Below are 22,410 nucleotides of genomic sequence, written 5' to 3'. Positions count from 1 at the left end.
CGCACCCACGTCCTCCTATAGAGACGCTGGCTGCGGTCGAACCATCTCCTGAACACCGCCCATGTTCGCGGCCATGTGCCGCTTTCACCTGCGAGCTTATTTCGGATCGGGGTTAGTATCAACAAGTTGGAACGGCACTAGGGGGCGAAGGAGCCACGCCATGGCGATCAGGGTGGAGCGGGTCGGACATGTGGTGCTCAAGGTCAAGGATCTCGAGCGTTCGGCGCGGTTCTACCGGGACGTGCTCGGCCTCAAGGAAGTGGCCCGAGGCACCTTCGGTCGGCCGATGGCCTTCTTCTCGACGGGCCAGAACCACCACGACATCGCTGTCATGGAGGTCGGCCCCGAGGCGCCCCAGGCCGAGCCGGGCGCGGTAGGGCTCTACCACGTGGCGCTGAAGATCGGCAACAGCCTCGAGGAGCTTCGCGCCGCCAAGGCCCATCTGGAGGCCCACGGCCTCAAGAAGCTGCACCTGATGGACCATCGCGTGAGCCAGTCGATCTACCTGGACGATCCCGACGGCAACGGCCTCGAACTCTACGTGGACACCGACCCGGCCATCTGGCGCGCGGATCCCGGGTCGGTGGCGACTGCGGGGCCCCTCAGGCTCTGAGCGCGCGGTCAGCCCTTCGCGAGCTTCTCAATCTCTTTCCGGGAGAGGCTTTGCAGCCGTGACAGGAGCGTCTTGACCTTCCGTTCCGACGCGTGATCCGCCAGGATCGGCTTCTTGGATCGAGTACCGTTGGCGATATAGGCGACCCAGTCATCGAGGTTCGGGGTGCCACGCCAGGCCACCGTCAGCCCGCTGAGTCGCATGCGTCGACGACCTTCCACCTTCGCGAGCGGCTTTCGGCTGCTTTCCATCGGCCCGTCCCTTTTCGGCGCGTCCGAAGTGCATCGTCGCCGTCGCGGCGCGTCGCATTTGCAGATTCGTAAAAATGCCCGCTCACCTTACGAGTCAGCTTCGCGAAGTGTCAAGGTCTCGTTTAGCCGCGCCGAATGCGCGCCGGAGGCGTGCCCGCGCAAGCCAGGCGCGCCCAGACGCGGAAATCTTCGTGCTCCGCCGTCTGTGGATGAACAGACCGTCGTATTTTCGCGGTCCGTCCGCGAGAGCGCGTCAGTCCGTGCGATTTCTCCGTCTGTGGATACCTGTGGACATGTGGACAAGCGGTGCGCAACTTCCCGTCCTCACCGCCGCTCGAGGAGCCGTTCCAGGATCTGCCGCGCCAGAACCGGGCCCCGGGTGATGAATCCGGTGAAATACCCGATGGCCGTCGCGCCCGCGTCGAGGAGCTGGAGGGCCTTGTCGGGCGTGTCGACGCCGCCGGTGGCGATGAGGTCCAGGGCCGGGCCGAAGCGCGCGCGGGTGCGACGGACATGGGCGAGGGTTGCCGGGAAGATTTCCGGGCCCGAGAGCCCCCCGGCGCCCTGCGACAGCCGGGGCTCCTCCACCCGGCGCGCGTTGCCGTAGTTGATCACCCGCACGCCCGCCTCCAGTGCGGCCGGGATGATCTCGCGCTCGTTGGCCTCCGCGAAGTCCGGGGAGAGCTTCACGATCAGGGGCGCCGCGCTGACCGCCCGGACCTGCTCCAGCAGGTCGCGGAGCTTGCGCGGGCGCGTGCTCCACGTGTACACGAGCTTGGTGTTGGGCGAGGAGATGTTCAGCTCGACGAGGTCGGCGGCCGGTGCCAGGGCCCGGGCGAGCTCCAGGTAGGCCTCGGCGGACTCGCCGGCGATGCTGATGATCAGCGGTACCCGATGGGGCAGCTGGCTAATGGCGCGCTGGAAGGCCTCCAGCCCCGGGTTCTGGAAGCCGTTGCAGTTGACGAGGCCGGGACCGGCCTCGGTACGGATGCGGACGAGGTTGGGCCGCGGGTGGCCCGGCCGGGGCTCCCGGGTGATGCTCTTGGTCGTGACGGCGCCGAAGCCGAGCCCCATGGCGCGGGCGAGGATGCGGCGGTCGTAGTACATCGCCGCGAGGATGAGCGGGTTGGGCAGCCGCACACCGCCCAGCGTGGTGGCCAGGCGCGGGTCTTCCAGGCGGAAGGCCGCGAGGCGGTCGAAGGGCAGCACACGCAGCGCGGTCTGTCCCACCGCGATGGCCATCGGCTCCGGAAGCCGGCTGAGGACGCCGTCGTAGGCCAGGCGGTACAGCTTCGCGATCGTTCGGCTCATCGAACGGTCCGTCGGACAATAGCACACGCCTCCGACTCTTGACGATGGCGGATCAAGCCATTTAGGGTAAGAGGGCTTGAGCACCAGCGTGCGTGTGCGCATGGCTCGTCCGCCGGTAGGTTCCGGTCGCACCGTCGTCCTGCTCCCCGCGATCCTCCTCGCGGTGGCGGCCTGCGCCGGCGCCCGCGGGGGCCTGCCCGTCGCGCCCGGCCCGGGCGTCGCCACGCCGGGCTTCGCCTTCGCCCGCGATACCTTCGCGTTCCGCAACGAGATCCGCGCCCGGAATCCCGGCGCCGCCGACCTCTACGCCAACTACTGCTTCGTGCTCGCCCGCGGGCTCCGGCAGTTCTTCCTCTTCGCCCGCTTCGACCCCGACGCTCCCAAGGTGAGCCACGACGAGTACGTCGAGCGCGTGCGGCACATCGCGGCGCTGCCACCCTGGCGCGCCCCGCTGCCTCCCGAGGCGCGGATCGTCATCCCCGGGTACGCGAGCCTGCGCGAGTTTTCCGGCGCCGAAGAGGCGGCGGTGAAGGCGGGCCTCGGCTCGCGCTTCTGGACGCTCGTGCACTGGACGAACTGGCGGGTGACGTTTCCCGTCACCCGCGGCCAGCAGGAGAGCGTGGCCGACGAGATCGTCAGCGAGCTCAGGGGAGGGAGGCTCGTCCAACTCCTCGTCACCAACCTGCCGAAGGTGGAGCTGAATCACACCGTGGTGGCGTATGCGTACCGGGCCGCCGGGCCGGGGATCGAGCTCACGGTCTGGGATCCCAACGATCCCGACCGGCCCGGCGTGATCACTTTCGACGACGGCGAGCGCCGCTTCTGGGCCACCCGTGTGCACGACACGGAGCCGGGCGTGATCCGCGTCTTCCGCATGTACTACTCGCCGCTCCTGTGATGACGACGCTCTCGCTGGCGCGCATGCTGCGGTCGGCCGGGATCGCCGCGCCCGGCCCCGCCTCGGGCCGGCCGCGGCTGCTGCCGCCCCGCTGGTACGCCCACGGCTTCAATCGCCTGGTGGTCTACCGCGCGGCTGGACTCGCGGCGGCGGCGCTGCCCCGCCCCGCGCGGCTGCGCCTGGCCGTGGCGATCGCCGCGGTCGTGGCGCGGCGATTCAGCGTGGAGCGGGCGGTGGTGAGCGCCAACGTCGCCCGCATCCTCCCCCGGGCGACGCCGGCGGTCCGGGCGGCGCTCGTGGGGGACGTCTTCCGCAACTTCGCCATGTGCTTCGCGGACCTGATCGCCGCCAATCGGCGGGCCCTGACGCTGGGACCGCTGCTGGCCGGCGTGGATGGGCTGCCCCATCTGAACACGGCGGCCCGGAGCGGGCGCGGGATCGTCGTGCTCACCGCGCATCTGGGCAACTGGGAGCTGGCCGGGCGTCTGCTCGCCTTGCAGGGCGGCCGTCCCACCCATGTCGTCGTGGCGGCCGACCCGGATCCCGGCGTCGAGCATTTCCTCAGAAGCGCGCCGGCCCCGGTACGCTTCGTCGTCCGGCGGGATCACACGTCGGCCTTGCCGCTCCTCGCCGCGCTCCGGCGGGGCGAGGTGGTGGCGATGCAGGGCGATCGGGCTCTCGGCACCCGCGGCGACGTCGCCGTGCCGTTCTTCGGCGCCGACGCGCGGTTCCCGATCGGCCCCTTCGTGCTGGCCCGGGCCGCCGGCGTGCGGGTCGTGCCGAGCTTCTGCGTCCTGGGGCATGACCGCCGCTACACGATCGAGGTCGGCGACCCGATCGACGTCCCGCCGGGCGGCGAGCACGCGGCCCTCGCGCAGTGGGTGGCGGTCCTGGAGCGCGTCGTGCGCGCCCACCCCGAGCAGTGGTTCAACTTCTTCGACGTCTGGAGCGGCGCCCCTGCGTACTGAGCCGGTAGTGATCGTCGGGGCGGGCGCGATCACGCCGATCGGGAGCGATCTCGAGGCCTTCTGGTCGGGACTCGTCACCGGCAGCGACGGCACCTCGGTGATCGAGCGCTTCCCGGTCGGTGACCTGCGCGTGCGCCGGGGCGGGGAGATCAAAAAGCTGTCGCTCCCCGACGGCGCGCCGCCCGACGGCTGCCGTGCGTCGTGGCTGCTCTACGCGGCGGCCGCGGACTTGCTGGCGCGCGCGAGCCTCGACGCCGCGCCCGCCCGCCGCGCAATCGTGGTGGGCACTGCGCTGGGCGGGGTGGAGGAGCTGGAGCGCGCGCTCGATCCCGATCGGACGGCCCGCCGGGCGGCGGGCGGCCTCTATGACAGCCCGGCGCGCGCGCTGGCGCGGCGGCTCGACGTCCGCGGCCCGGTGCTCACCGTCTCGACGGCCTGCGCGTCCGGCGCCACCGCCATCGGAGTGGGTGCCGATCTGCTCCGGGACGATCGGGCCGATCTCGTCGTCGCCGGCGGGTACGACGTGCTCTGCCGCTTCGTGATGCGGGGATTCGACGTCCTCCGCTCCCTGACGCGCGAGCGCGTGCGGCCCTTCGACCGGCGCCGCAGCGGCCTGCTGCTCGGCGAGGGCGCGGCGCTGGTCCTCCTGGCACGGGAGGCCGACGCGCCCCGCCAGCGTCTGGGACGCTTGCTCGGACACGCCAGCGCGAGCGACGGCTCGCACATCGCGGCCCCCGATCCCGACGGGCGCGGCCTGGAGGCGGCGATCCGCGCGGCCATGAGGCAGGCGGGCGTGACCGCGGGCGACGTCGACTTCGTGAGCGCCCACGGCACTGCCACGCCGCTCAACGACCGGATCGAGACCGGGGTGCTCAAGCGCGTGCTGGGCGCGCGGGCGCGGCAGGTCCCGATCAACTCCATCAAGGGCGGGCTCGGGCATACCATGGGCGCGGCCGCGGCTCTGGAAGCGATCATGTGCCTGCTGGCGTCGCGCCACGGCACCATCCCCCACACGCTGGGGCTCGAAGAGCCCGACCCTGAGTGCGATCTCGACTACGTGCCGCTCTCGCCGCGCTCGGCCCGGCCCCGCCTGAGCCTCAGCACGTCGGCGGGCTTCGGCGGGTGCAACGCGGCGCTCGTCGTGGAAGGGCGTCTGGGGTGAGGGTCGCGGGGGTTGGCGTGCTGACCGGATGGGGCGAGGGCCTGGCTGCGCTGCCCGTCGACGCGCGGCGCGCGGCGGGGAGCCGATCGCTGATTCCGTTCGCGGCGCCGCCGCTCGGCGGCGAGCGGTTCCGGCGGGCCACCCGGGAGTGCCTCTCCGGCGTCGCTGCCGTCTACGCGTTGCTGCGCGAGGCCGGGCTCGGGTCCGAGGCCATCGAGGGCGGCGACACGGCGCTGATCTACGTCACCGCCGGGGCCTACGGCGCGTCGAACCGGGCGTTCATCGAGGCGGCGGGAGCCGGGGGGCGAGAGAGCGGGGGCGCCTTGTACTTTCCCTATACCGCGCCGAGCGCGGTCCCGGCGGAGGTCACGATCGAGTTCGGGCTCAGGGGGCCCTATGTGATCCTCATCGGCGGGGCGGCGGCCACGATCGAGGCGCTCTGGCAGGCGGGTCGGATGCTGGCCGAGGGCGCCTGTGCGCGCGCGCTGGTGCTGGCGGTCGAGACATTCGCGGAGTGCGCGGACCTCTACGGGCGGGGGCGCTGGCTGGTGGAGCGACCCCTCGTCGAGTCGGCGGCCTGCGCGCTGCTCCTTCCGAGCGACAGCGGGGTGAGGGCAGGGCCGGCCGAACGGGCGTCGCGGCTGGAGGAGACGGTGCGTCGGCGCGCGGGCGAGACTTTCGCCTGCGCGCCGCTGATCGGTCTGGCGTTGGCCCGCGCGGCGGGCGACGATCCCTGGGAGCTGACGGGCCGGTGGCGCGGGCGCCGGCTGGCCCTGCGCGGCGAGCGCTCGCCAGCGCGACCCCAGCGGTGAGATGATCGGACAACTCGCGGCGACCTGAACGAGGGGGGCATGGAACCAAAGGAAGTCCTGGACGAGCTGAAGACGCTGTTCGTGACCCGGCTCAAGTTCGAGCCGCGGCGTGTGGCGGACGTCGGTTTCGAGACGGCGCTGCCGAAGGGCGTCGAAGGCTCGGTCGGCCTCGACTCACTCGACTTCATCGAGCTCAGCATCGCCATCGAGGAGCGGTTCGGCATCGTGATCGACGAGTCGCAGGATCTGGCCGAGCACTTTGCCTCGTTCGGGACGCTGTGCCGGTTCATCGCGGAGCGCGTGAAGACTCCATGACGCAGGTCGTGGTGAGCGGCCTCGGGGCAGTCAGCCCGTTCGGCGTGGGGGTCAAGGCCTACTGGGACGGCGTGCGATCGGGCACGTGCGCCATCCGTCCGGTCACGCTGATCGAAGCGGAGGGCTTTCGCTGCCGCATCGCGGCCGAGGTCCCGGGGCCGCTGCCGGGCTCGGCGCGCCGCTCGCGCGGCGATCGCATCGCGCTCGGCGCCGCCCGGGAAGCGCTGGACGACGCCGGCCTCGGGGCTCGCGAGCGACGGGAGATGGCGCTGATCGTGGGCGCCGTGGGCGGCGGCATGCTCGAGGGCGAAGCGTGGTACTGGGCGCTCAAGCGTGGCGGTCGCCGGCCGCGCGCGCCGCAGGCGGCGCTGCGCTCGATCCTGCCGTGGTCGCACGCCGAGGTGATCGGGTCTCGGCTCGGGCTCGAGGGCCCCCGGGAAACGATCGTGACCGCGTGCAGCTCGGGCGCGGCCTCGCTGGCGGTCGCCGCCGATCTCGTGGCCGACGGCGTTGTGCCGGCGGCGCTGGCCGGCGGCGCCGATGCCCTCACGCGCCTCTGCTTCATGGGCTTCAACGCGCTTCGGCTGCTCGACCCCGAGCCCTGCCGCCCCTTCGACCGGGACCGGCGCGGGATGTCGATCGGCGAAGGCGCGGCGTTCGTCGTCCTCGAGGATGCCGCGCACGCGCGCGCCCGTGGCGCCCGCGTCTACGCCGAACTGGCCGGCTACGGGATGACGACCGACGCCTTCCACGTCACCTCACCCCACCCGGCCGGGGAAGGCATGGTGCGCGCCATGCAGGCGGCGCTGGCCCGGGCGCGCGTGGAGCCCGGCGCGGTCGGGTACGCCAACGCGCACGGTACGGGGACGCTGCAGAACGACCGGATCGAGGCGCGCGCGCTGCGCGAGGTCTTCGGCGACGGAGGCCTGCTGGTCAGCTCCACCAAGTCGATGATCGGCCACACAATGGCGGCGGCGGGGAGCCTGGAGGCCGTGGCCACGGTGCTGGCGCTCGTGCACGAGACGGTTCCGCCCACCGCGCACCTGACGACGCCCGATACCGAGGTGGCGTTCGACTGCGTGCCCGGCGCCGCCCGTGAGGTCTCCCTGGAGTGCGCCATCTCGAACTCGTTCGGCTTCGGCGGCCAGAACGTCACGCTGCTCTTCCGCCGCCCGTGAGCCCGCGCGTCCTCGTCACCGGCGCGGGGATCGTGAACGCCGCCTTCACCGGCGGGGTGGCAGCGCTGGCGGCGTATCTCCGCGAGCCCCGCGTGGTCCTGGGCGCCTCCCCGCGGTTTGCCGCGCCGGTGGCGGAGATCCCGGCCGGGACGCTCGCGGCCTTCTTCGACGAGGCGGAGGCGCGCCGGCTCTCCCCCGTGTGCCAGCTGGCGGTTGCCGCCGCGCGCCTGGCGCTCGAGGACGCGGCGCTGCCCCCGGGACGGGAGCTCGGCCTCGTGATCGGTACGGAGTTCGGCGACCTGCGCTCGACGATGGAGTTTGCCAACGGATATCTCGGCTCGGGGCCGACGGGTCTTTCGGCGCTGCTTTTCCCGAACACGGTGATGAACACGATGGCCGCGGCCACCACCATCGCGGTGGCCGCGAAGGAGATGTCGCTCACGCTCAACGCGCCCGTGGTGGCGGGGGAGCTGGCGGTGGCGCGGGCGGCCTCCGCGATCGCCGGGGGGCGGGCCCGCGCGATCCTCGCGGGAGGCGCGGATCAGCTCGATCCCTTTCTGTCCGAGATGCTGACCGAGCTTCGGGCCGGCTCCGACAGGCGTGGCGAAGGGGCGACATTCCTCGTGCTGGAGTCCGAGGCGACGGCGCTCGAGCGCGGCGCGCGGGTGCTCGGCGAAATCGCCGGCGCGGCGTGGCGCGCGCTGCCCGCCCGCCCGCACGGCATCGGACGGTCGGGCGCCTCGCCGGCCATCGCCGCCGCGCTCCAGGCGGCCGGCGCCGACGCCGCCTCGATCCGGTGGGTGTACGCGTCGGCGAGCGGCGACGAGGCCCGGGACGTCTGGGAACGGCGTCTGCTCGACGAGGCGCTGGCGCCTCACCGTCCGTCTCGCACGTCGCTTGCACCCCTGCTCGGCCGCCATGCGGGGCTGGGCGCGCTGGCGGTTGCCGCCGGAGCGTGGACGGCGCGCTCGGGGCTGCTGCCCGAGGCGGCCGACGGCGGCCCGTCCCTGCGGCCGGTGGAGCGTGGGCGCGGCCTCGTCCACGCGGTCGCGCGGGGCGGCACCCAGGTGGCACTGGTCGTCGGCGGGCCCGGCGCGGAAGCCTGAGCTGCGCATGAACCCCTGGATCGTTATTCCCGCCTTCAACGAAGCCGCGACGGTCGGACGAGTCGTGAGCGCGGCGCGCCGGTACGGCCCGGTGCTGGTGATCGACGACGGTTCGACCGACGGGACCGCGGCCATCGCGCTCGCGGCGGGCGGCGAGGTCATCCGCCACCGGCGGCGGCTGGGCAAAGGGCAGGCGCTCCGCACCGGCATGGTGATGGCGCGGCAGCGCGGGGCCACGCACGTCGTCACCCTCGATGGCGACGGCCAGCACGCCCCGGGGGATCTGCCGGCCGTGCTGGCGGCGGCCCGGGAATCCCCGCGCGCGATCATCATCGGCAGCCGCGTCGGGTCCGACGGGGAGGCCGGGGACGTCGTTCCCGCCGGCCGGCTCAACGCGATCCGGGTGGCCGGGTTCTTCGTCGACTGGGCCGGCGGGCTGCGCCTGCGTGACACCCAGTCGGGATTCCGGGTCTATCCGGTGGCGGGGCTCGACGAGCTGCAGCCGCGGCGGGGCGGCTTCGTCTTCGAGACGGAGGTGCTGATCGCGGCGGCGGCCCGCTCGATCGCTATCAGGGAGGTCGCGATCACCGTCATCGCCCGCGCGGCCCGGCGCAGCCGGTTCCGGCCGATCGGCGACGGCCTGGCCATCAGCGCTTACCTCGCGGGACGCGTGCTGAAGCGCTGGGTGACCGAGACGCGGGCCGCCCTCGGCGAGGTCGCGGCGCTCTGCAGCCCTGCGCGCCGGCGGGTCCGGCACGCGGCGATGCTCGAGGCCGGTGCCGCCTACGGGGACTCGTTCGCGTCGTGGGGCGTGGCCCTGACGGCGGAGGCGGTGCGCCGAGTGAGCGCGCGGCTGGCCGGTTGGTGGCGGCACCCGCGGCGGCGGCGGGCCGCGGTCGCGGCGCGGGCGACGCTGGCCCTGCCGCTGCTCCTCGTCCTGGCGATGGCACAGGCGCTGGCCGGGAGGCTTCTGCCCGACCTGGTCACCCCGCTCGTTCGGCGACTCTACTCGCAGGATCGTCTGGACGCGCTCATCCACACCTCCGAGGTCGCGCCAGAGTCGCGCACGCCCGTGACGACGCACGGCCTGTCATGACGGCAAGCTCGTACGACGTCGTCGTCGTCGGCGGGGGACCGGGCGGCTCGTCGACGGCCACCTTCCTCGCGAACGGCGGCCTGCGGGTGGCCCTCTTCGAACGGGAAGTGTTTCCGCGCTTCCACGTGGGCGAGTCCCTCATGCCCGCGGTCATGCTGCTGCTCGAGCAGCTCGGCGCGCGCGAGGCGGTGGAGCGGGCGGGGTTCCAAATCAAGTACGGAGCGATGTTCGTCGACGAGGAAGCGGAGCTTTCCCAGACGTTCTACTTCCTGCCCGGCCAGGCGTGGCCCAACTACTCGTATCAGGTTCCGCGCGCCGACTTCGACACCATGCTGCTCGACCACGCCCGCACGCGCGGGGTGACGGTATATCAGCCGGCCACCGTCGAGACGGCCGAGATGGACGCCGCCGGGGTCACGGTGGCCGCCACGACCGCCGACGCGCCGGTGGTGGTGCGCGCCCGCATGCTCGTGGACGCGAGCGGCCGCGATGGGTTTCTCGCCTCCCGGATCGGCCGCCGCGTTCGCATCCCCAACCTCGGCAAGGTGGCATTCTTCTCGCACTTCCGCGGCGCCGACCGGCTCACCGGCAAGGAAGAGGGGAACATCCGCATCTATGTCTTCGACGCCGGCTGGTTCTGGTGGATCCCGCTGGCCGGCGACCTCACCAGCATCGGCGCCGTCGTGCACGCCAGGACGGTTCAGGCCTGGAGCGGCTCGCCCGAGGAGCTCTACGCCGACATGATCCGGCGCTGCCAGTCGGTCGCTGGGGGGCTGGCCAGCGCGGAGCGCGTCACGCCCGTGCACCGCGTCGCGAATTTCTCGTACGCGAACTCGCCCGTGATCGGTGAGCGCTTCGTCGCGGTCGGGGACGCCATCACGTTCGTCGATCCCATCTTTTCGGGCGGCGTCTACATCGCGATGCGGTCGGGCCAGCTGGCCGCCGAGGCCATTCTGCAGGCGTTCAAGGACGGCCGCTTCCACGCCTCGCGATTCACCGCGTACGAGCGGCGGGTGCGCCGCGGCGTGGCGCCGCTCTTCCGCTTCATCCACAAGTACTACGAGCCGGCGTTCTTCGATCTGTTCATGCACCCGCGCAACTACCTGGGCGTGTACACGGCCGTGCTGAACGTGCTCTCGGGTGGAAGCTTTATTAGATTCACATGGCGGACGCGCCTGTCGCTGGCGATCTTCTTCGGGCTGGCGCGCGTCCACACGTGGCTCCGCCGGCGCGCCGGCCTCCCCATCGAATCCCGCCTGGAATGGTAGTGCGAGCCGCAGGGCGGCGGGTTGGGCCCCGCCCGTCCGAGGCGAGCCGATGAATAGAGTCGTGCGAGCCGCAGGGCGGCGGCGGAGCCGGCGGCGACGCGCGCCGGAGGCGAGGCAATGAAGAGGGCCGTGGGAGCCTCCGGGCGTGAGATGGCGCGAACGATCGCCCGCGCGCTCCGCAGCTACGCCTTCACCATCGCCGGCATCGCCATCGGCGTGGCCGGGCTGGTGGCGCTCGGCGCCATGAGCGAGCGCATCGTCCGCTTCATCGAGGGCGGCGACCGCTTCGTGCTGGGTCAGATATCCGTGGCCGGGCGCGGCATGGGCATGGGCGCCGGCTTCACCGCCGGCGGCCTGCTGCCGGCCGCGACGATCCGGGCCATCGCTGAGGTGCCGGGTGTGGCCGTGGTGCAGCCGCAGGTGATGCTGCCGCTGAACCCGTCCACGTCCCAGTTCATGACGCTCACCCAGGAGCTGGTGCTGGGCGTCGACCTCTCGGTGCCCACCCCCAACCGCCACTACCGGACCCTTCCGGTGAGGGCCGGGCGCTTCCTCCGTGAGGGCGATCAGCGCGTGGCCGTGGCCGGCGCCGCGTTCGCCGCCTCCCGGGGGCTCGCGGTCGGTTCGCGGATCACCCTCGAGGGCGAGGCATACGAGGTGGTGGGCGTGCTCGAGCGCATGCTGACGGCGCCCGACCGCTTCGTGATCGTGCCGATCGCGGAGGCCCGCCGGCAGTGGGTGGCCAAGGACCCGTTGCTTCGGACCGTGCTGGCGTCGGGCGCGGCGGCGCTCAGGGCGGCGGACCTCAACACGGGCGCCGCGGTGGGTTGGCGCGAGGGCGAGGATCCGGACGCCCTGGCGGAGAGAATCCGCGAGCGCGTGCCCGGCGTGAACGCCCAGATCCCGAGCGAGCTGAGCCGCCTGCTCCGCTCGTCGACGGCGTTCTTCTCGTCGCTGATCGTGGGCATCGGCGCCCTGGGATTCGTCATCGGTGGCCTCTCGGTCGCCAACACCATTGCGGCCGCCGTGTTCGAGCGGCTGCGCGACTTCGGCATCAAGCGTGCGCTGGGGGCGACCGACGCGCAGCTCGGGCGCGAAGTGCTGGCGGAGGCGGTGGGCGTCACGCTCTCCGGCGGCGGGGTCGGCGTGGCCGTGGCGCTGGTCCTGGGCGTTTCCATCGACGGCTGGGCGGGGCAGAGCGGCCAGCAGTTGTTCCTATTTTCGCCGCGCCTTCTCGTCGGCGCGCTGGGGTTCTCGGTCCTGCTGGGCGCGGCGGCGGCGGTCTACGCGACGCTCCGGGTGGTGCGCCTGTCGCCGGCCGAAGCCATTCGACGGGGCGCCTGATCGCTGATGCTCCGCGCCGAGGGGCTGGTGAAGACGTATCAGGCGCCGTCCGGCGCGCCGATTCCGGTGCTGAAGGGCATCGATCTCAAGGTGGCGGCCCGCGAGCTGGTGGTGATCCTGGGCGCCTCGGGCTCGGGCAAGAGCACGCTCCTCAACCTGGTCGGCCTCCTGGAGGATCCCGATGCGGGCGACGTGTGGTTCGGCGGCGAGCGCGTGAACGCGCTGGGCCGCTCGGCCCGGAGCCGCGCCCGGGGGCGCTTCGTGGGCTTCGTCTTCCAGTCGTTCCTGCTCCTGCCCTCGCTCACGGCGCTGGACAACGTCCTGCTGGCCGCGCGCTACGGGGGACGGGCGGGTCCGGCGACGCGACAGCGCGCGCTGGCCCTGCTCGACGAGATGGGGGTGCTGGAGCGGCGCGACCACTATCCGCCCCAGCTCTCGGGGGGCGAGCAGCAGCGGGTGGCGTTCTGCCGGGCGGTGCTCAACGATCCGCCGCTCCTGCTCGCCGACGAGCCGACCGGCAACCTGGACGACGCCAACGCCCGGGCGATCCTGGACGCGCTCCGGGCCCGCGCGCGCGCCGGCGCGGCGGTCGTGGTGGTGAGCCACCGTCCCGACGCGGTGGGGGGCGCCAGCGCCGTCTTCCGGCTCCAGAATGGGACGCTGGTCTAGTGCCGTTCCAACTTGTTGATACTAAATCTGTCCACGAACGACGTACACGGTGCCTTCCTAGGCGCGAATAGTTGGAACGGCACTAGACAACGCTGGCAAGGAGGGCGAGACATGAAAGGTCTGACGGTCTTACTGGTGCTCACGCTGGTCATGCCGGCCGCCGCGCTGGGTGCCGAGCCGTTGACGCGGACCTTCCCGGAGTCCGTTGACCGCATGTGGACGGTGACCGAGTCGGTTCTCAAGCACCTCGGCTGGGACATCGACAGGGCCGACCGCACGATCGGCTTCATCACGACCGAATCCCGCCAGGTGGACGGGGAGAACTACGGCGTCTACGAGAAGGGCACGCGCCATCGGCTGCAGGTGCGGGTCAAGGCGGTCGGCGGCAACCGGACGGCCGTGACCGTCGAGCGGCTCCTCTTCAAGCGGGAGCGCATCCTCTTCGTCGACAAGGACGAGCCGCTCACCTCGAACGACCGGAGCGTGGAGCGGGCGGTGCTCGACACCATCGCCAAGGCGCTGTGAGATGCTGAAGACCTTCGTCCTGGTCCTGATCGCGGCCATCATCGGCGGCGCCGGCCACGTCATGCTCTCCAAGGGCATGAAGCTCGTGGGGGACCTGACCGAGGCCCCCGCCGATCGGCTGGCCGGAATGGTCGGGCGCGCTGTGTCGAATCCCTGGCTGCTGACGGGCGTCGCCTTGCAGGCGACCTTCTTCTTCCTGTATCTCACGCTGCTCTCCCGGGCGAACGTGAGCCTGGTGCTGCCGCTGACGGCGATCGACTACATCGTCGTCGCGCTCCTGGCCCAATTCCTCTTGGCAGAGCCCGTCACGCCGACGCGCTGGGCGGGGATCGGGCTGATCGTCGCCGGCGTCCTTCTGGTCTCGCGCAGCTGACCGTGGGCGGGCGTGGTGCCGGGAGGACCGCGGCCGCGGTGGTGCTGGTCGCGGCGCCCTTCCTGCTCGTCGGTCTCGGCGGGGTGCCCTTCGACGACCCCGGCGAGGGCATGCACGCCGAGATCGCACGGGAGCTCTACGCTTCCGGCGATCCGCTGGACCTGCGCCTCGGCGGCGTCCGTTACGTGGACAAGCCCCCGCTCCTCTACGTGCTGATCGCGGGCGCGTTCGCCCTGGCCGGCGAGAGTGAGGCGGCGGCACGCCTGGTGCCGGCGCTCGCGGCGCTGGCGGCGGTGGGCGCCACCGCCTGGCTCGGCGCGCGGCTGCTCGGGGTCCGCGGCGGCGTCATCGCGGGGGGCGCGCTGCTGACAAGCGCGGGCTTCTTCGCCTATGGGCGCTACGTGCGCCCCGAGACGCTTTTCGTCGCAGCGCTGGCGTGGGGATTCGCCCTGGCCCTCGTGGGGCTGGCGGACGGGCACCGGGCCTGGGTCGCGGCGGGCCTGGCGTGCTTCGGGCTCGCCGCGCTGGCCAAGGACCCGGTGGGCGCGGTGGGTCCCCCCGTGGTCATCGGCCTGGCCCTGGCCCTCGGCCAGCGCGCGCGGCCCGTCGGCCGCTGGCTGCCCTGGACGGGCGTGGCCGGCGCTGTGCTCCTCGCGTTCGGCTGGTGGGTGGTGGCCGAGCTGCGGAGCCCCGGATTCACGTGGTACACGGTCGTCGACAATCACCTTCTCAACGTGGCCCGCGCGCGCCGCTTCCCGGACGAGGACGTGCCGCTCTCCGCCGCTCAGTTCCTGATCGTCGCCGGCGTGGGCGCGGCGCCCTGGATCATCCCGGCCGCGCTGGCGACGGCCGCGCTCGTCCGACGCCGCGCCTGGCGGGAGCCGCGCGAGCTGCCGTGGGTTGCGCTGGCCCTGTGGGCGGTGGCGGTGCTGGCCCTCACGGCACTCTCGCCGTTCCGGCTGCCGCACTATGGCCTGCCGGCCTATCCCGCCATCGCGCTGCTCGCCGCGCGCGCCTGGCTGGCGACGGGCGGGCGCCGGCTCGTCATCGCCCACGCGCTGGTGTTCGCGGTGATCGCGGCGGCGTGCGCGGTCGCGTGGGCGAGCGGCGGGGATGCGTTCGTCCGGCACGTGCTGGGCGTGACCGACGTCGCCACCCGCAAGGCCGCAGTCGCCGGGCACGCCGCCGCGCTGCCGCCGTGGGAGGCGATCCGTCCGCTGTTCGGCGCGACGGCGGTGAGCCTGGGCGGCGCCGCCGCGGTTCTGGGGCTCCTGGCGGCGGTGGCGGGGCGGGGACCCACGTGGACGCGTCCGGCGGTCGTCCTGGCGGCGATGCTGGCCGTGCTGCCCTGCGTGGCAGCGGGGCTGGCGCGCGTGTCGGCCCATCGCGCGGTGCGCGCGCTCGCGGTGGAGGTGGCGCGGCGGGCCGGCCCCGACGATGTGGTGGCGCACGAGGGGCCCCTGGAGAATTCCGGCGCGCTCGAGTGGTACGCCGGGCGGCGGCCGGTGATCGTCGACGGCGGGCGAAGCGTGCTCGCCTTCGGGGCGACCCTGGATGGCGGCGGGGAGATCGTCTGGGAGCCGGCGCGGCTGCGGCGGGCCTGGGAGAGCGAGCGTCGCGTCTGGGTGGTGACGACGCGCACGCCCGAGGGGAGCATGACCGCCGGCCTGCCCGGCGCCCGGCTCGTCGCCGCCTCCGGGGGGCGCCGGCTCTACGTGAATCGCTGATGGGGGCGCCCGGAAGCCGGTATAAATAAATAGGAGACTCATGGCCGACTACCTCCGCACCCTCTTCCTGCACCCGCCGTCCTTCCAGGGCTTCGACGGCGGCGCCGGCTCCCGGTATCAGGCCCGCCGGGAAGTCCGTTCGTTCTGGTATCCGACCTGGCTCGCCCAGCCGGCCGCCCTGGTGCCCGGCAGTCGCCTCGTGGACGCGCCGCCCGCCGGGCTCGCGCTCGAGGACGTCGTGCCGCTGGCCCGCGACTACGAGCTGGCCGTGCTCCATACGAGCACGCCGTCCTTCGCCTACGACGTCAGGGTCGCCGAGGCGCTCAAGCTCGCCAACCCGGGGCTGCGGATCGGCCTGATCGGCGCCCACGTCGCCGTCCAGCGCGAGGCGGCGCTGGCCGCGTCGCGCGCGCTCGACTTCGTCTGCGGCAGCGAGTTCGACTTCACGATCCAGGAGGTGGCGCAGGGCCGGCCGCTCCACTCGATCCCCGGGCTGTCCTATCGCGTCAACGGCGGGCTCGAGCGGACGCGCGAGCGACCGCCGCTCGAGAACATGGACGCGCTGCCGTTCGTGGTCGACGTCTACCATCGCGATCTGGTGGTCGAGCAGTACCTCATCGGTTATCTGCTCCACCCCTACGTGTCGCTGTACACGGGGCGGGGCTGCCGGTCGAAGTGCACGTTCTGCCTGTGGCCCCAGACCGTCGGCGGCCAGCGCTACCGCACCCGTAGCGTCGAGCACGTCGTGGCCGAGATCGCGCGCGCCCGGCGCCTCTTCCCGCAGGTCAACGAATACTTCTTCGACGACGACACGTTCACCGACGACCTGCCCCGCGCCGAGGCGATCGCCCGCGGACTCGGCAGGCTCGGCGTCACCTGGTCGTGCAACGCCAAGGCCAACGTGCCCTCCGCGACGCTCCAGGTCCTGAAGGACAACGGGCTCCGGCTGCTGCTGGTGGGCTACGAGTCGGGCAGCCAGGCCATCCTCAACAACATCAAGAAGGGGATCCGCGTCGAGCGGGCCCGGCAGTTCACGGAGCAGGCCAAGGCGCTCGGCATCAAGGTCCACGGCACCTTCATCATGGGGCTCCCGGGGGAGACGCGGGAGACGATCGAGACGACCATCCGGTTCGCCCAGGAGATCGATCCCGACACGCTCCAGGTGTCGCTGGCCGCTCCGTACCCCGGGACGGCGCTCTACCGCGACGCTCTCGAGCGGGGCTGGCTGGCGGCGGCCGACCTCGTCGATGGCCGGGGCGTGCAGACGGCCGTCATCGGCTACCCGCACCTGCCGCGCACGGAGATCTTCGCCTCCGTCGAGCAGTTCTACCGGCGCTTTTACTTCCGCCCGCGGAAGATCTTCGCGATAGCCTCCGAGATGGTGCGCGACCCGGTGGTGGGCCGGCGGCGGTTGAAGGAGGGCGTGGAGTTCCTCCGCTTCCTCTCGCGGCGACGGGAGGCCCCGGCCGCGACCTGAGCGCCACCGCTCAGCGCCCGCGCGCCTGCCCGCCTCGCAGGGTCAGGCACGTGCTCGTCGCCCGGGCGACGAGCTCTCCCTGATCGTCCCGCACGTCGCACTCGACGAGACCGACCGTTCGCCCGGCCTTGACGACGCGGCCCTCGGCCCGGAGCTTGGCCTTCCAGACCGGCTTGAGAAAGTTGATCTTCAGCTCCAGGGTCGTGAACGTCTCGGCCTCGCCGAGGGTACTGGCGTAGGCGATCCCCATGGCGGCGTCGGCCACGTCGCAGAGCACCCCCCCGTGCAGCGTGCCCATGGGGTTGGCGTGGCGCTCGGTGGCCTCGAGCTCCACCACGGCCCGGCCGGGCTCGACGGAGGTGAGGGTGAAGCCCACCAGCTCGGCGATCGGTGGCGGCGGCACCTCGCGGCGCACCATCATCTGGATGAGGTCCAGCAGTCTGGGCATGGGGTCTACCTTAGCGTGGATGTCGGACGATCGGGAAGATCATGACGATCGCCACGCACCACGCTTCACGGCCAGTGTGAGCGTGACTCCGAAGACTACGAAGGCCAGCGCCATCGCCACGAACAGCGCGCCGAGCCCACCGCCCAGCCAGTGGATCGCTACCCAGCCGCCCGCGGCTGCGGTGACGAGCCGGCTGAAGCCGGCGACGAGCGGCCAGAGGAGCCGGCCGGCGCCCTGCGAGGCGAAGTACAGGGCGAGACCGAGTCCGAAGAAGCCGTAGGCGGGTCCGACGGTTCTAAGGTATGCCGCGCCCGCCGCCAGAACCTCGGGCTCGGCGCTGAAGAGACCGAGCCACGCGCCGGGAAAGAGGGCCGCGCAAACCCCGATGGCGCCGGTCACGGTGGCCGCCATGCCGGCGCCCACCCAGGCGATGCGCTCGGCGCGGGCCTGGCGGCCCGCACCGACGTTGGTTCCGACCATCGTCACCAGCGCCGAGCCGAAGCCGAAGACCAGAGGAATTTGTAGGTACTCGAGCCGGGCGCCCATCCCGTAGCCGGCCAGGGCGAAGGTACCGAAGGGGCCGACGAGGCCGGTGAGCAGCACGACCGTGAGATTGGTCTGGATCGTGTTGAGCGCGCCCGGCGCCCCGACGCGCAGGATCTCCCAGAACAGCGCCCGGCGAAAGGGGACTCCGAAGAACGGGATCCGCACGAGGCTCCGGCCCGACAGAAGGTAGCCCAGGAGTACCAGTGTGCCCACGCTGTAGTACGCGACGACGGCGACGCCCGCGCCGGCGATGCCCAGCGGAGGAATCGGGCCCCGACCGAAAATGAGGGTCGGCGAGAGGCTCAGCGTCAGCGCCGCCCCACCGACGACGACGCCCGCGGGCAGCAGCATGTTCCCGGTGCCCCGGACGACGCTGGCCAGCGTGTTGAAGAGCCAGAACGCCAGCGCGCCACCGAACACGACGTCCGAGTACGCCAGGGCGGCAGCGAGCGCGCCGCTCGTGCCCCCCATCGCGCGGTAGAGCGCCGGTCCCCCGAGAAGCAGCGCCGTCGTGAAGCCCACTCCCATGACGAGCGAGATCACGACCGCGTGGGCCACCAGCGCGTCGGCATCGCCCCGGCGGCCGCCCCCCAGAGCGCGCGCGATCGCCGAGGCGACGCCGCCTCCCATCCCGCCGGCGGACATCGTCTGCATCAGCATGATCAGCGGGAACGCGAGCGAGGCGCCCGCCAGCGCGTCCGCGCCCAGCCAGCCGACGAAGTACGCCTCGCCGGCGCTCACCACGACTTGCACGGCCATGACGACCACGTTTGGCGCGGCCAGGCGCAGCAGCGTGGGGGCGATCGGCGCCTCCAGGAGCAGACGGGTGCGGCCGGCGAGCGGCCCGGCGGCGGCCCCAACGCGATGCCCCACACTACTCAACCGGCAGCAGGGCGGTCCCCGCCCACTCCGAGTAGATGATGAACTTGAAGGGGTTGAGCTGCTGGTGCCTGGCCCGAAGCCCATTGAGGGCTCGGCGGCGCAGGTCATGATTACCCCCCCGTTCGGGCATAACTTGTAAAATACTAGTGACTAGTATTTCTGTCAATCACTCCTGTTTTCGACGACGCCGCGCTATAATCGAGCCATGCCCAGGCGCTACGGCCAAGTCTGTCCGGTGGCGAAGTCGCTCGAGCTGGTGGGCGAGCGATGGACGCTGCTCGTCATCCGCGATCTACTGCCCGGGCCGCGCCGCTTCCAGGACCTCCAGGCGTCGCTCCCGGGGATCGCGCCCAACATCCTGTCGGAGCGGATCAAGCGCATGGAGGCGCACGGCCTGGTCGAACACCGCCTGTACTCCGATCATCCGCCCCGCGCGGAGTACGCGCTGACCGACAAGGGGCGGGAGTTGGGCCTCGTCGTGGGGGCCCTGGCGCAGTGGGGCGCGCATCACGTATATCCGCAGGCCGCGCTCGTGAACGAGGACTGCGGGCACGCGGTGAAGCTCGTCTACTTCTGCCCGGAATGCAGCCGGCGGGTGCAGGGTGCGGGGGTGAAGCTCGCGCGGGCGCCGCGCCGCCACCGCGCCCGTCAGCGGGCGTCGTCGAGGAGCTCGGCCACCGTCGCGAAGTCGTAGCCGGCGGCGCGCAGCCCGTCGATCATCACCGGCAGCGCCTGGCCGAGCCGGGTGGGCGCTCCGGCCACGCCCTCGGCGTCGTGCAGATCGACGATCGCGCCCGGTCGCGCGCGGCGGAGAACGTACTGGGCCTGCGTGGGGGCCGGCCGGCGACGCAGCCCCTCCGCCTGGATCGACCAGAAGACGCAGCGCTCACCGTAACGCCGCAGCGCGCCGAACATCGCCGCGTTCACCATCCCCCAGGGCGGGCGGAAGTGGCGGGGCTCCTGGCCCGTCAGATAGCCGAGGAAGTTGTGCGCGCGGCCGATCTCGGCGGCGGTCTGCCCGGGGCTGCAGAACCAGAGACTCCGGTGCGACCAGCTATGATTGCCGATCTCGTGCCCGGCGGCGGCGATGGCCCGGGCCACGTCGGGCGCGCGCGCCGCCCGGCCGCCGACCAGGAAAAACGTTCCTCGCACGCCGCGCTCTTCCAGGATCTCGAGGATGTGTGGCGTCCACCGGGCGTCGGGGCCGTCGTCGAATGTCAACGCGATGCGGCGCTTGGCGGGCGAGCCGCGCCAGGCGCAGCCCGCGGTGAGCAGGTGGGGCACCCAGGCATACCCGACCCAGACCCCGACGGCGGCGCCGAGCGCGAGGCGCGCCAGGCTCAGGGTAGGATCTCCTCGCGCTGGAGCGCGACGCTGACGACGCGGCGGCTGGCGTCCGGCCGGCCCCGGCGGCGCATCTGCCGGCGGAGCCGCTCGAGCAGCCGCGGCTCGGTGAGCGCGCGCTCGAGGACGCGGGAAAGATCCCGGCGCGCGCGCGCCACCAGCGCGATGCCGCACCGTGACGCGAAGCGCTCGTTGCGGCGCTCCTGCCCGGGCAGCGAGCCGTAGAGGACGAGCGGAAGCTCGACTGCCATCGCTTCGGCCAGCGTCATGCCTCCGGCCTTGGTGACGAGCAGGTCGGCCGCCGCCATCAGGCGGTGGATGTCGCGCACATGGCCGAGCGTCCGGATGGCCGTGCCCCGCGCGACGCTCCGCACCGCCGCCTCGACGCGCGGGTCGGTTCCGGCCACCACGACGCCCTGCAGGGGCAACGGGGTGCGGGCCAGGGCGCGGGTCACGTCGGGCAGGCGGCCCAGCGAGGCCTGGGCTCCGGCCATCGCCAGCACGACCGGCAGGCGCGGCGAGAGGCCGAAGGCGGCCCGGGCCGCCACGGGATCGCCGGGGGTCTCGAACGCCGCGCGCACGGGCACGCCGGTTACCACGATGCGCTCGGGCGCGATGCCGCGGGCGACGAAGTCGTGCTTGACCTCTTCGGCCGCCACGCAGTAACGGTCGACGTGCGGCGCGATCCACTGGCTGTGGGCCACGAAGTCGGTGACGACCGTGGTGTGGGGTGGCACGCGCACGCCGCGCGCGGCGAGGGAGGCCATGGCCACGGCGGGCGTGGCGTGGACGGTGACGACCACGTCCGGCGCCAGCCGCTGGAGGAGGCCGGCCAGGCGCCCGGCCCCCAGGCGGGTAGCGCCGAAGGCGAGCATCGAGTCGCTCGTCATCCAGTCGCCGAGCGCGTACGCCGCACCCCAGGCCAGCGGCGCGCGGCGCAGCATCCAGTAGTACAGCCCGCGCGAGAGCCGCTCGAAGGCGGGATGGACGAGATCCCGGAAGTGGTCGACGACGGTCGGGGAGGCGCCGGCGCGCTCGAAGGCGGTGGCCAGGCTCTGGGCGGCCACGTTGTGGCCCGAGCCGTAGCTGGCGGTGAGGATGAGGACGCGCGGCATGGGAGGCCTCATATCCTACCGCGACCGCCGGTTGACAGGCCCGCGGTCTCCGCGGTGCCTTCTCAGCCCGGGGAGGATCAGCTCAGCCGGCAGGGCGCCGGCTTCACATGCTGGCGCGGGCCGCCTGCGCCACTAGTGCCGTTCCAACTTGTTGATACTAAATCTGTCTACGAACGACGTACACGGTGCCTTCCTAGGCGCGAATAGTTGGAACGGCACTAGGGCGTAGGCTGACAAGGATCAGTCTGCGTCACCGCCTCCGCATAGCACGCGGCGTGAACCATGCAGCCGTCAGGGCGGGCCACGCCATCCGTCAACTTGATCGGTTGCCCACATGTCGGACAGACCAGCAAGCCGTCCGCGTCGAGGTAGTTGATGAACGCCACGACTCCTCGCTAGGCATGGCGGATGCCAGGCGTTGTGATGGCGTTGCGGGCACGTTTCAGGGCATATCACCGGGGGTTGGGCTTGACGGGCGCTCGCTGAGTGTGTAACTTCTCGGCCGGGGACGATTAGCTCAGTTGGCAGAGCGCTGGCCTCACATGCCAGAGGTCACTGGTTCGAGTCCAGTATCGTCCACCACCAAAATCACCGACTTAGCACGCGCTGACGATCGAGCAACCCCCTCGGGTGTCCGAAAACTGTTCAAAGTCTCTGCGCGGGGCCCGGTGTGGACCCCCCAGCGAACGCCTGGCGCGTAGCTTCGGGCCACGAGCTCCCAACCCCCTTCGCGTTCACGCCTCGCTGCCGTATCATTTCGCTATGCCACTAACGCGCCCGTCCTGGTCCCTTCGCAGGCGGTCCCGGACGGACCTGCACAGGATCGGTGCAAAGTGCACAGGTTTAGTGCAGCGGCCCCGCGATCTGAATTGCTAATGTCGCGATTTTTCAAGGCGACGAGTGCGGCATCACTTTTGCCTAACAGACTACCGTGAGCCCTCTTCTCGTCGTCGTCGCACGGACAGACGTAAACCGGTACGAG

23 protein-coding genes and 1 tRNA gene are annotated in these 22,410 nt (G+C 72.2%); 18 read left to right on the top strand and 6 right to left on the bottom strand.

The window, feature by feature from the left end:
* The first annotated feature begins 160 nt into the window (after window positions 1-160).
* A complete protein-coding gene (locus VGV13_18570) occupies window positions 161-613 on the top strand; it encodes a VOC family protein (protein ID HEV8643094.1) in 453 nt (150 codons plus the stop codon).
* Window positions 614-621: 8 nt separating this feature from the next.
* Here the strand turns inward: VGV13_18570 and VGV13_18565 are convergent, their stop codons facing one another.
* Together VGV13_18565 and VGV13_18560 are read right to left on the bottom strand one after the other, a co-directional pair.
* Window positions 622-864: a hypothetical protein gene (locus tag VGV13_18565; protein ID HEV8643093.1), complete on the bottom strand. Its 243-nt coding sequence runs from the start codon at window positions 862-864 to the stop codon at window positions 622-624.
* Window positions 865-1,188: 324 nt separating this feature from the next.
* Complete coding sequence (locus tag VGV13_18560) at window positions 1,189-2,175, bottom strand: hypothetical protein (GenBank protein HEV8643092.1); 987 nt, start codon at window positions 2,173-2,175, stop codon at window positions 1,189-1,191.
* An 88-nt stretch (window positions 2,176-2,263) separates the two neighbouring features.
* Here VGV13_18560 and VGV13_18555 point away from each other — a divergent pair, with 88 nt between their 5' ends.
* From VGV13_18555 to hpnJ, 15 genes are all read left to right on the top strand, one after another.
* Window positions 2,264-3,073, top strand: coding sequence for a hypothetical protein (locus VGV13_18555; protein HEV8643091.1), 810 nt, complete (start codon window positions 2,264-2,266; stop codon window positions 3,071-3,073).
* Window positions 3,073-4,041: a lysophospholipid acyltransferase family protein gene (locus VGV13_18550; protein HEV8643090.1), complete on the top strand. Its 969-nt coding sequence runs from the start codon at window positions 3,073-3,075 to the stop codon at window positions 4,039-4,041. Before VGV13_18555 ends, VGV13_18550 begins: the two co-directional genes overlap by 1 nt.
* A gap of 7 nt (window positions 4,042-4,048) precedes the next feature.
* The gene (locus tag VGV13_18545) at window positions 4,049-5,203 is read left to right on the top strand and encodes a beta-ketoacyl-[acyl-carrier-protein] synthase family protein (protein ID HEV8643089.1); all 1,155 of its coding nucleotides are present in this window, start codon (window positions 4,049-4,051) and stop codon (window positions 5,201-5,203) included.
* Between the two features lie 17 nt (window positions 5,204-5,220).
* On the top strand, window positions 5,221-6,015 hold the full coding sequence (locus VGV13_18540) for a beta-ketoacyl synthase N-terminal-like domain-containing protein (protein HEV8643088.1): 795 nt from the start codon (window positions 5,221-5,223) through the stop codon (window positions 6,013-6,015).
* Window positions 6,016-6,054: 39 nt separating this feature from the next.
* The gene (locus VGV13_18535) at window positions 6,055-6,330 is read left to right on the top strand and encodes an acyl carrier protein (GenBank protein ID HEV8643087.1); all 276 of its coding nucleotides are present in this window, start codon (window positions 6,055-6,057) and stop codon (window positions 6,328-6,330) included.
* Entirely contained in the window at window positions 6,327-7,508 is a 1,182-nt protein-coding gene (locus tag VGV13_18530; protein ID HEV8643086.1) for a beta-ketoacyl-[acyl-carrier-protein] synthase family protein, read from the top strand. The genes VGV13_18535 and VGV13_18530 overlap by 4 nt, the downstream gene beginning before the upstream one ends.
* On the top strand, window positions 7,505-8,614 hold the full coding sequence (locus tag VGV13_18525; GenBank protein ID HEV8643085.1) for a beta-ketoacyl synthase N-terminal-like domain-containing protein: 1,110 nt from the start codon (window positions 7,505-7,507) through the stop codon (window positions 8,612-8,614). The genes VGV13_18530 and VGV13_18525 overlap by 4 nt, the downstream gene beginning before the upstream one ends.
* Before the next feature lie 7 nt (window positions 8,615-8,621).
* On the top strand, window positions 8,622-9,710 hold the full coding sequence (locus VGV13_18520; GenBank protein HEV8643084.1) for a glycosyltransferase family 2 protein: 1,089 nt from the start codon (window positions 8,622-8,624) through the stop codon (window positions 9,708-9,710).
* Window positions 9,707-10,978: an NAD(P)/FAD-dependent oxidoreductase gene (locus tag VGV13_18515; GenBank protein ID HEV8643083.1), complete on the top strand. Its 1,272-nt coding sequence runs from the start codon at window positions 9,707-9,709 to the stop codon at window positions 10,976-10,978. The genes VGV13_18520 and VGV13_18515 overlap by 4 nt, the downstream gene beginning before the upstream one ends.
* A 117-nt stretch (window positions 10,979-11,095) precedes the next feature.
* On the top strand, window positions 11,096-12,322 hold the full coding sequence (locus tag VGV13_18510; GenBank protein ID HEV8643082.1) for an ABC transporter permease: 1,227 nt from the start codon (window positions 11,096-11,098) through the stop codon (window positions 12,320-12,322).
* 6 nt (window positions 12,323-12,328) lie between these two features.
* Window positions 12,329-12,991: an ABC transporter ATP-binding protein gene (locus VGV13_18505; protein HEV8643081.1), complete on the top strand. Its 663-nt coding sequence runs from the start codon at window positions 12,329-12,331 to the stop codon at window positions 12,989-12,991.
* Between the two features lie 111 nt (window positions 12,992-13,102).
* Entirely contained in the window at window positions 13,103-13,516 is a 414-nt protein-coding gene (locus VGV13_18500) for a hypothetical protein (GenBank protein ID HEV8643080.1), read from the top strand.
* 1 nt (window position 13,517) lies between these two features.
* Entirely contained in the window at window positions 13,518-13,889 is a 372-nt protein-coding gene (locus tag VGV13_18495) for an EamA family transporter (GenBank protein ID HEV8643079.1), read from the top strand.
* Window positions 13,890-13,927: 38 nt separating this feature from the next.
* Window positions 13,928-15,616 carry a glycosyltransferase family 39 protein gene (locus tag VGV13_18490; GenBank protein HEV8643078.1) on the top strand — a complete coding sequence of 563 codons (1,689 nt, stop codon included), beginning with the start codon at window positions 13,928-13,930 and terminating at the stop codon, window positions 15,614-15,616.
* A gap of 40 nt (window positions 15,617-15,656) precedes the next feature.
* On the top strand, window positions 15,657-17,093 hold the full coding sequence (gene hpnJ, locus VGV13_18485; protein HEV8643077.1) for a hopanoid biosynthesis associated radical SAM protein HpnJ: 1,437 nt from the start codon (window positions 15,657-15,659) through the stop codon (window positions 17,091-17,093).
* Window positions 17,094-17,103: 10 nt separating this feature from the next.
* Here the strand turns inward: hpnJ and VGV13_18480 are convergent, their stop codons facing one another.
* Both VGV13_18480 and VGV13_18475 read right to left on the bottom strand, forming a co-directional pair.
* Entirely contained in the window at window positions 17,104-17,541 is a 438-nt protein-coding gene (locus tag VGV13_18480; GenBank protein ID HEV8643076.1) for a PaaI family thioesterase, read from the bottom strand.
* A gap of 39 nt (window positions 17,542-17,580) precedes the next feature.
* On the bottom strand, window positions 17,581-18,960 hold the full coding sequence (locus tag VGV13_18475; GenBank protein HEV8643075.1) for an MATE family efflux transporter: 1,380 nt from the start codon (window positions 18,958-18,960) through the stop codon (window positions 17,581-17,583).
* Between the two features lie 214 nt (window positions 18,961-19,174).
* On the opposite strand from VGV13_18475, the gene VGV13_18470 reads away from it, so the two are divergent.
* Window positions 19,175-19,663: a helix-turn-helix domain-containing protein gene (locus VGV13_18470; GenBank protein ID HEV8643074.1), complete on the top strand. Its 489-nt coding sequence runs from the start codon at window positions 19,175-19,177 to the stop codon at window positions 19,661-19,663.
* Here the strand turns inward: VGV13_18470 and VGV13_18465 are convergent.
* Together VGV13_18465 and VGV13_18460 are read right to left on the bottom strand one after the other, a co-directional pair.
* A complete protein-coding gene (locus tag VGV13_18465; protein ID HEV8643073.1) occupies window positions 19,618-20,253 on the bottom strand; it encodes a polysaccharide deacetylase family protein in 636 nt (211 codons plus the stop codon). The genes VGV13_18470 and VGV13_18465 overlap by 46 nt on opposite strands.
* A 56-nt stretch (window positions 20,254-20,309) precedes the next feature.
* The gene (locus tag VGV13_18460) at window positions 20,310-21,428 is read right to left on the bottom strand and encodes a glycosyltransferase (GenBank protein HEV8643072.1); all 1,119 of its coding nucleotides are present in this window, start codon (window positions 21,426-21,428) and stop codon (window positions 20,310-20,312) included.
* Between the two features lie 506 nt (window positions 21,429-21,934).
* Here VGV13_18460 and VGV13_18455 point away from each other — a divergent pair.
* Window positions 21,935-22,010, top strand: a tRNA-Val gene (locus VGV13_18455).
* Window positions 22,011-22,410: the final 400 nt, after the last annotated feature.

Source organism: Candidatus Methylomirabilota bacterium (genome assembly GCA_036001065.1).
Taxonomy (GTDB): Bacteria; Methylomirabilota; Methylomirabilia; order Rokubacteriales; family CSP1-6; genus MNEF01.
The sequence above is the reverse complement of the archived record's forward strand: the minus strand, read 5'-3'. Positions and strand labels throughout refer to the sequence as shown.

Coding starts and splice junctions, on each gene's coding strand:
- VGV13_18570 (HEV8643094.1), top strand. CDS start 161: ATGGCGATCAGGGTGGAGCGGGTCGGACATGTGGTGCTCAAGGTCAAG.
- VGV13_18565 (HEV8643093.1), bottom strand. CDS start 864: ATGGAAAGCAGCCGAAAGCCGCTCGCGAAGGTGGAAGGTCGTCGACGC.
- VGV13_18560 (HEV8643092.1), bottom strand. CDS start 2,175: ATGAGCCGAACGATCGCGAAGCTGTACCGCCTGGCCTACGACGGCGTC.
- VGV13_18550 (HEV8643090.1), top strand. CDS start 3,073: ATGACGACGCTCTCGCTGGCGCGCATGCTGCGGTCGGCCGGGATCGCC.
- VGV13_18535 (HEV8643087.1), top strand. CDS start 6,055: ATGGAACCAAAGGAAGTCCTGGACGAGCTGAAGACGCTGTTCGTGACC.
- VGV13_18530 (HEV8643086.1), top strand. CDS start 6,327: ATGACGCAGGTCGTGGTGAGCGGCCTCGGGGCAGTCAGCCCGTTCGGC.
- VGV13_18520 (HEV8643084.1), top strand. CDS start 8,622: ATGAACCCCTGGATCGTTATTCCCGCCTTCAACGAAGCCGCGACGGTC.
- VGV13_18515 (HEV8643083.1), top strand. CDS start 9,707: ATGACGGCAAGCTCGTACGACGTCGTCGTCGTCGGCGGGGGACCGGGC.
- VGV13_18510 (HEV8643082.1), top strand. CDS start 11,096: ATGAAGAGGGCCGTGGGAGCCTCCGGGCGTGAGATGGCGCGAACGATC.
- VGV13_18505 (HEV8643081.1), top strand. CDS start 12,329: ATGCTCCGCGCCGAGGGGCTGGTGAAGACGTATCAGGCGCCGTCCGGC.
- VGV13_18500 (HEV8643080.1), top strand. CDS start 13,103: ATGAAAGGTCTGACGGTCTTACTGGTGCTCACGCTGGTCATGCCGGCC.
- VGV13_18495 (HEV8643079.1), top strand. CDS start 13,518: ATGCTGAAGACCTTCGTCCTGGTCCTGATCGCGGCCATCATCGGCGGC.
- hpnJ (HEV8643077.1), top strand. CDS start 15,657: ATGGCCGACTACCTCCGCACCCTCTTCCTGCACCCGCCGTCCTTCCAG.
- VGV13_18480 (HEV8643076.1), bottom strand. CDS start 17,541: ATGCCCAGACTGCTGGACCTCATCCAGATGATGGTGCGCCGCGAGGTG.
- VGV13_18470 (HEV8643074.1), top strand. CDS start 19,175: ATGCCCAGGCGCTACGGCCAAGTCTGTCCGGTGGCGAAGTCGCTCGAG.
- VGV13_18460 (HEV8643072.1), bottom strand. CDS start 21,428: ATGCCGCGCGTCCTCATCCTCACCGCCAGCTACGGCTCGGGCCACAAC.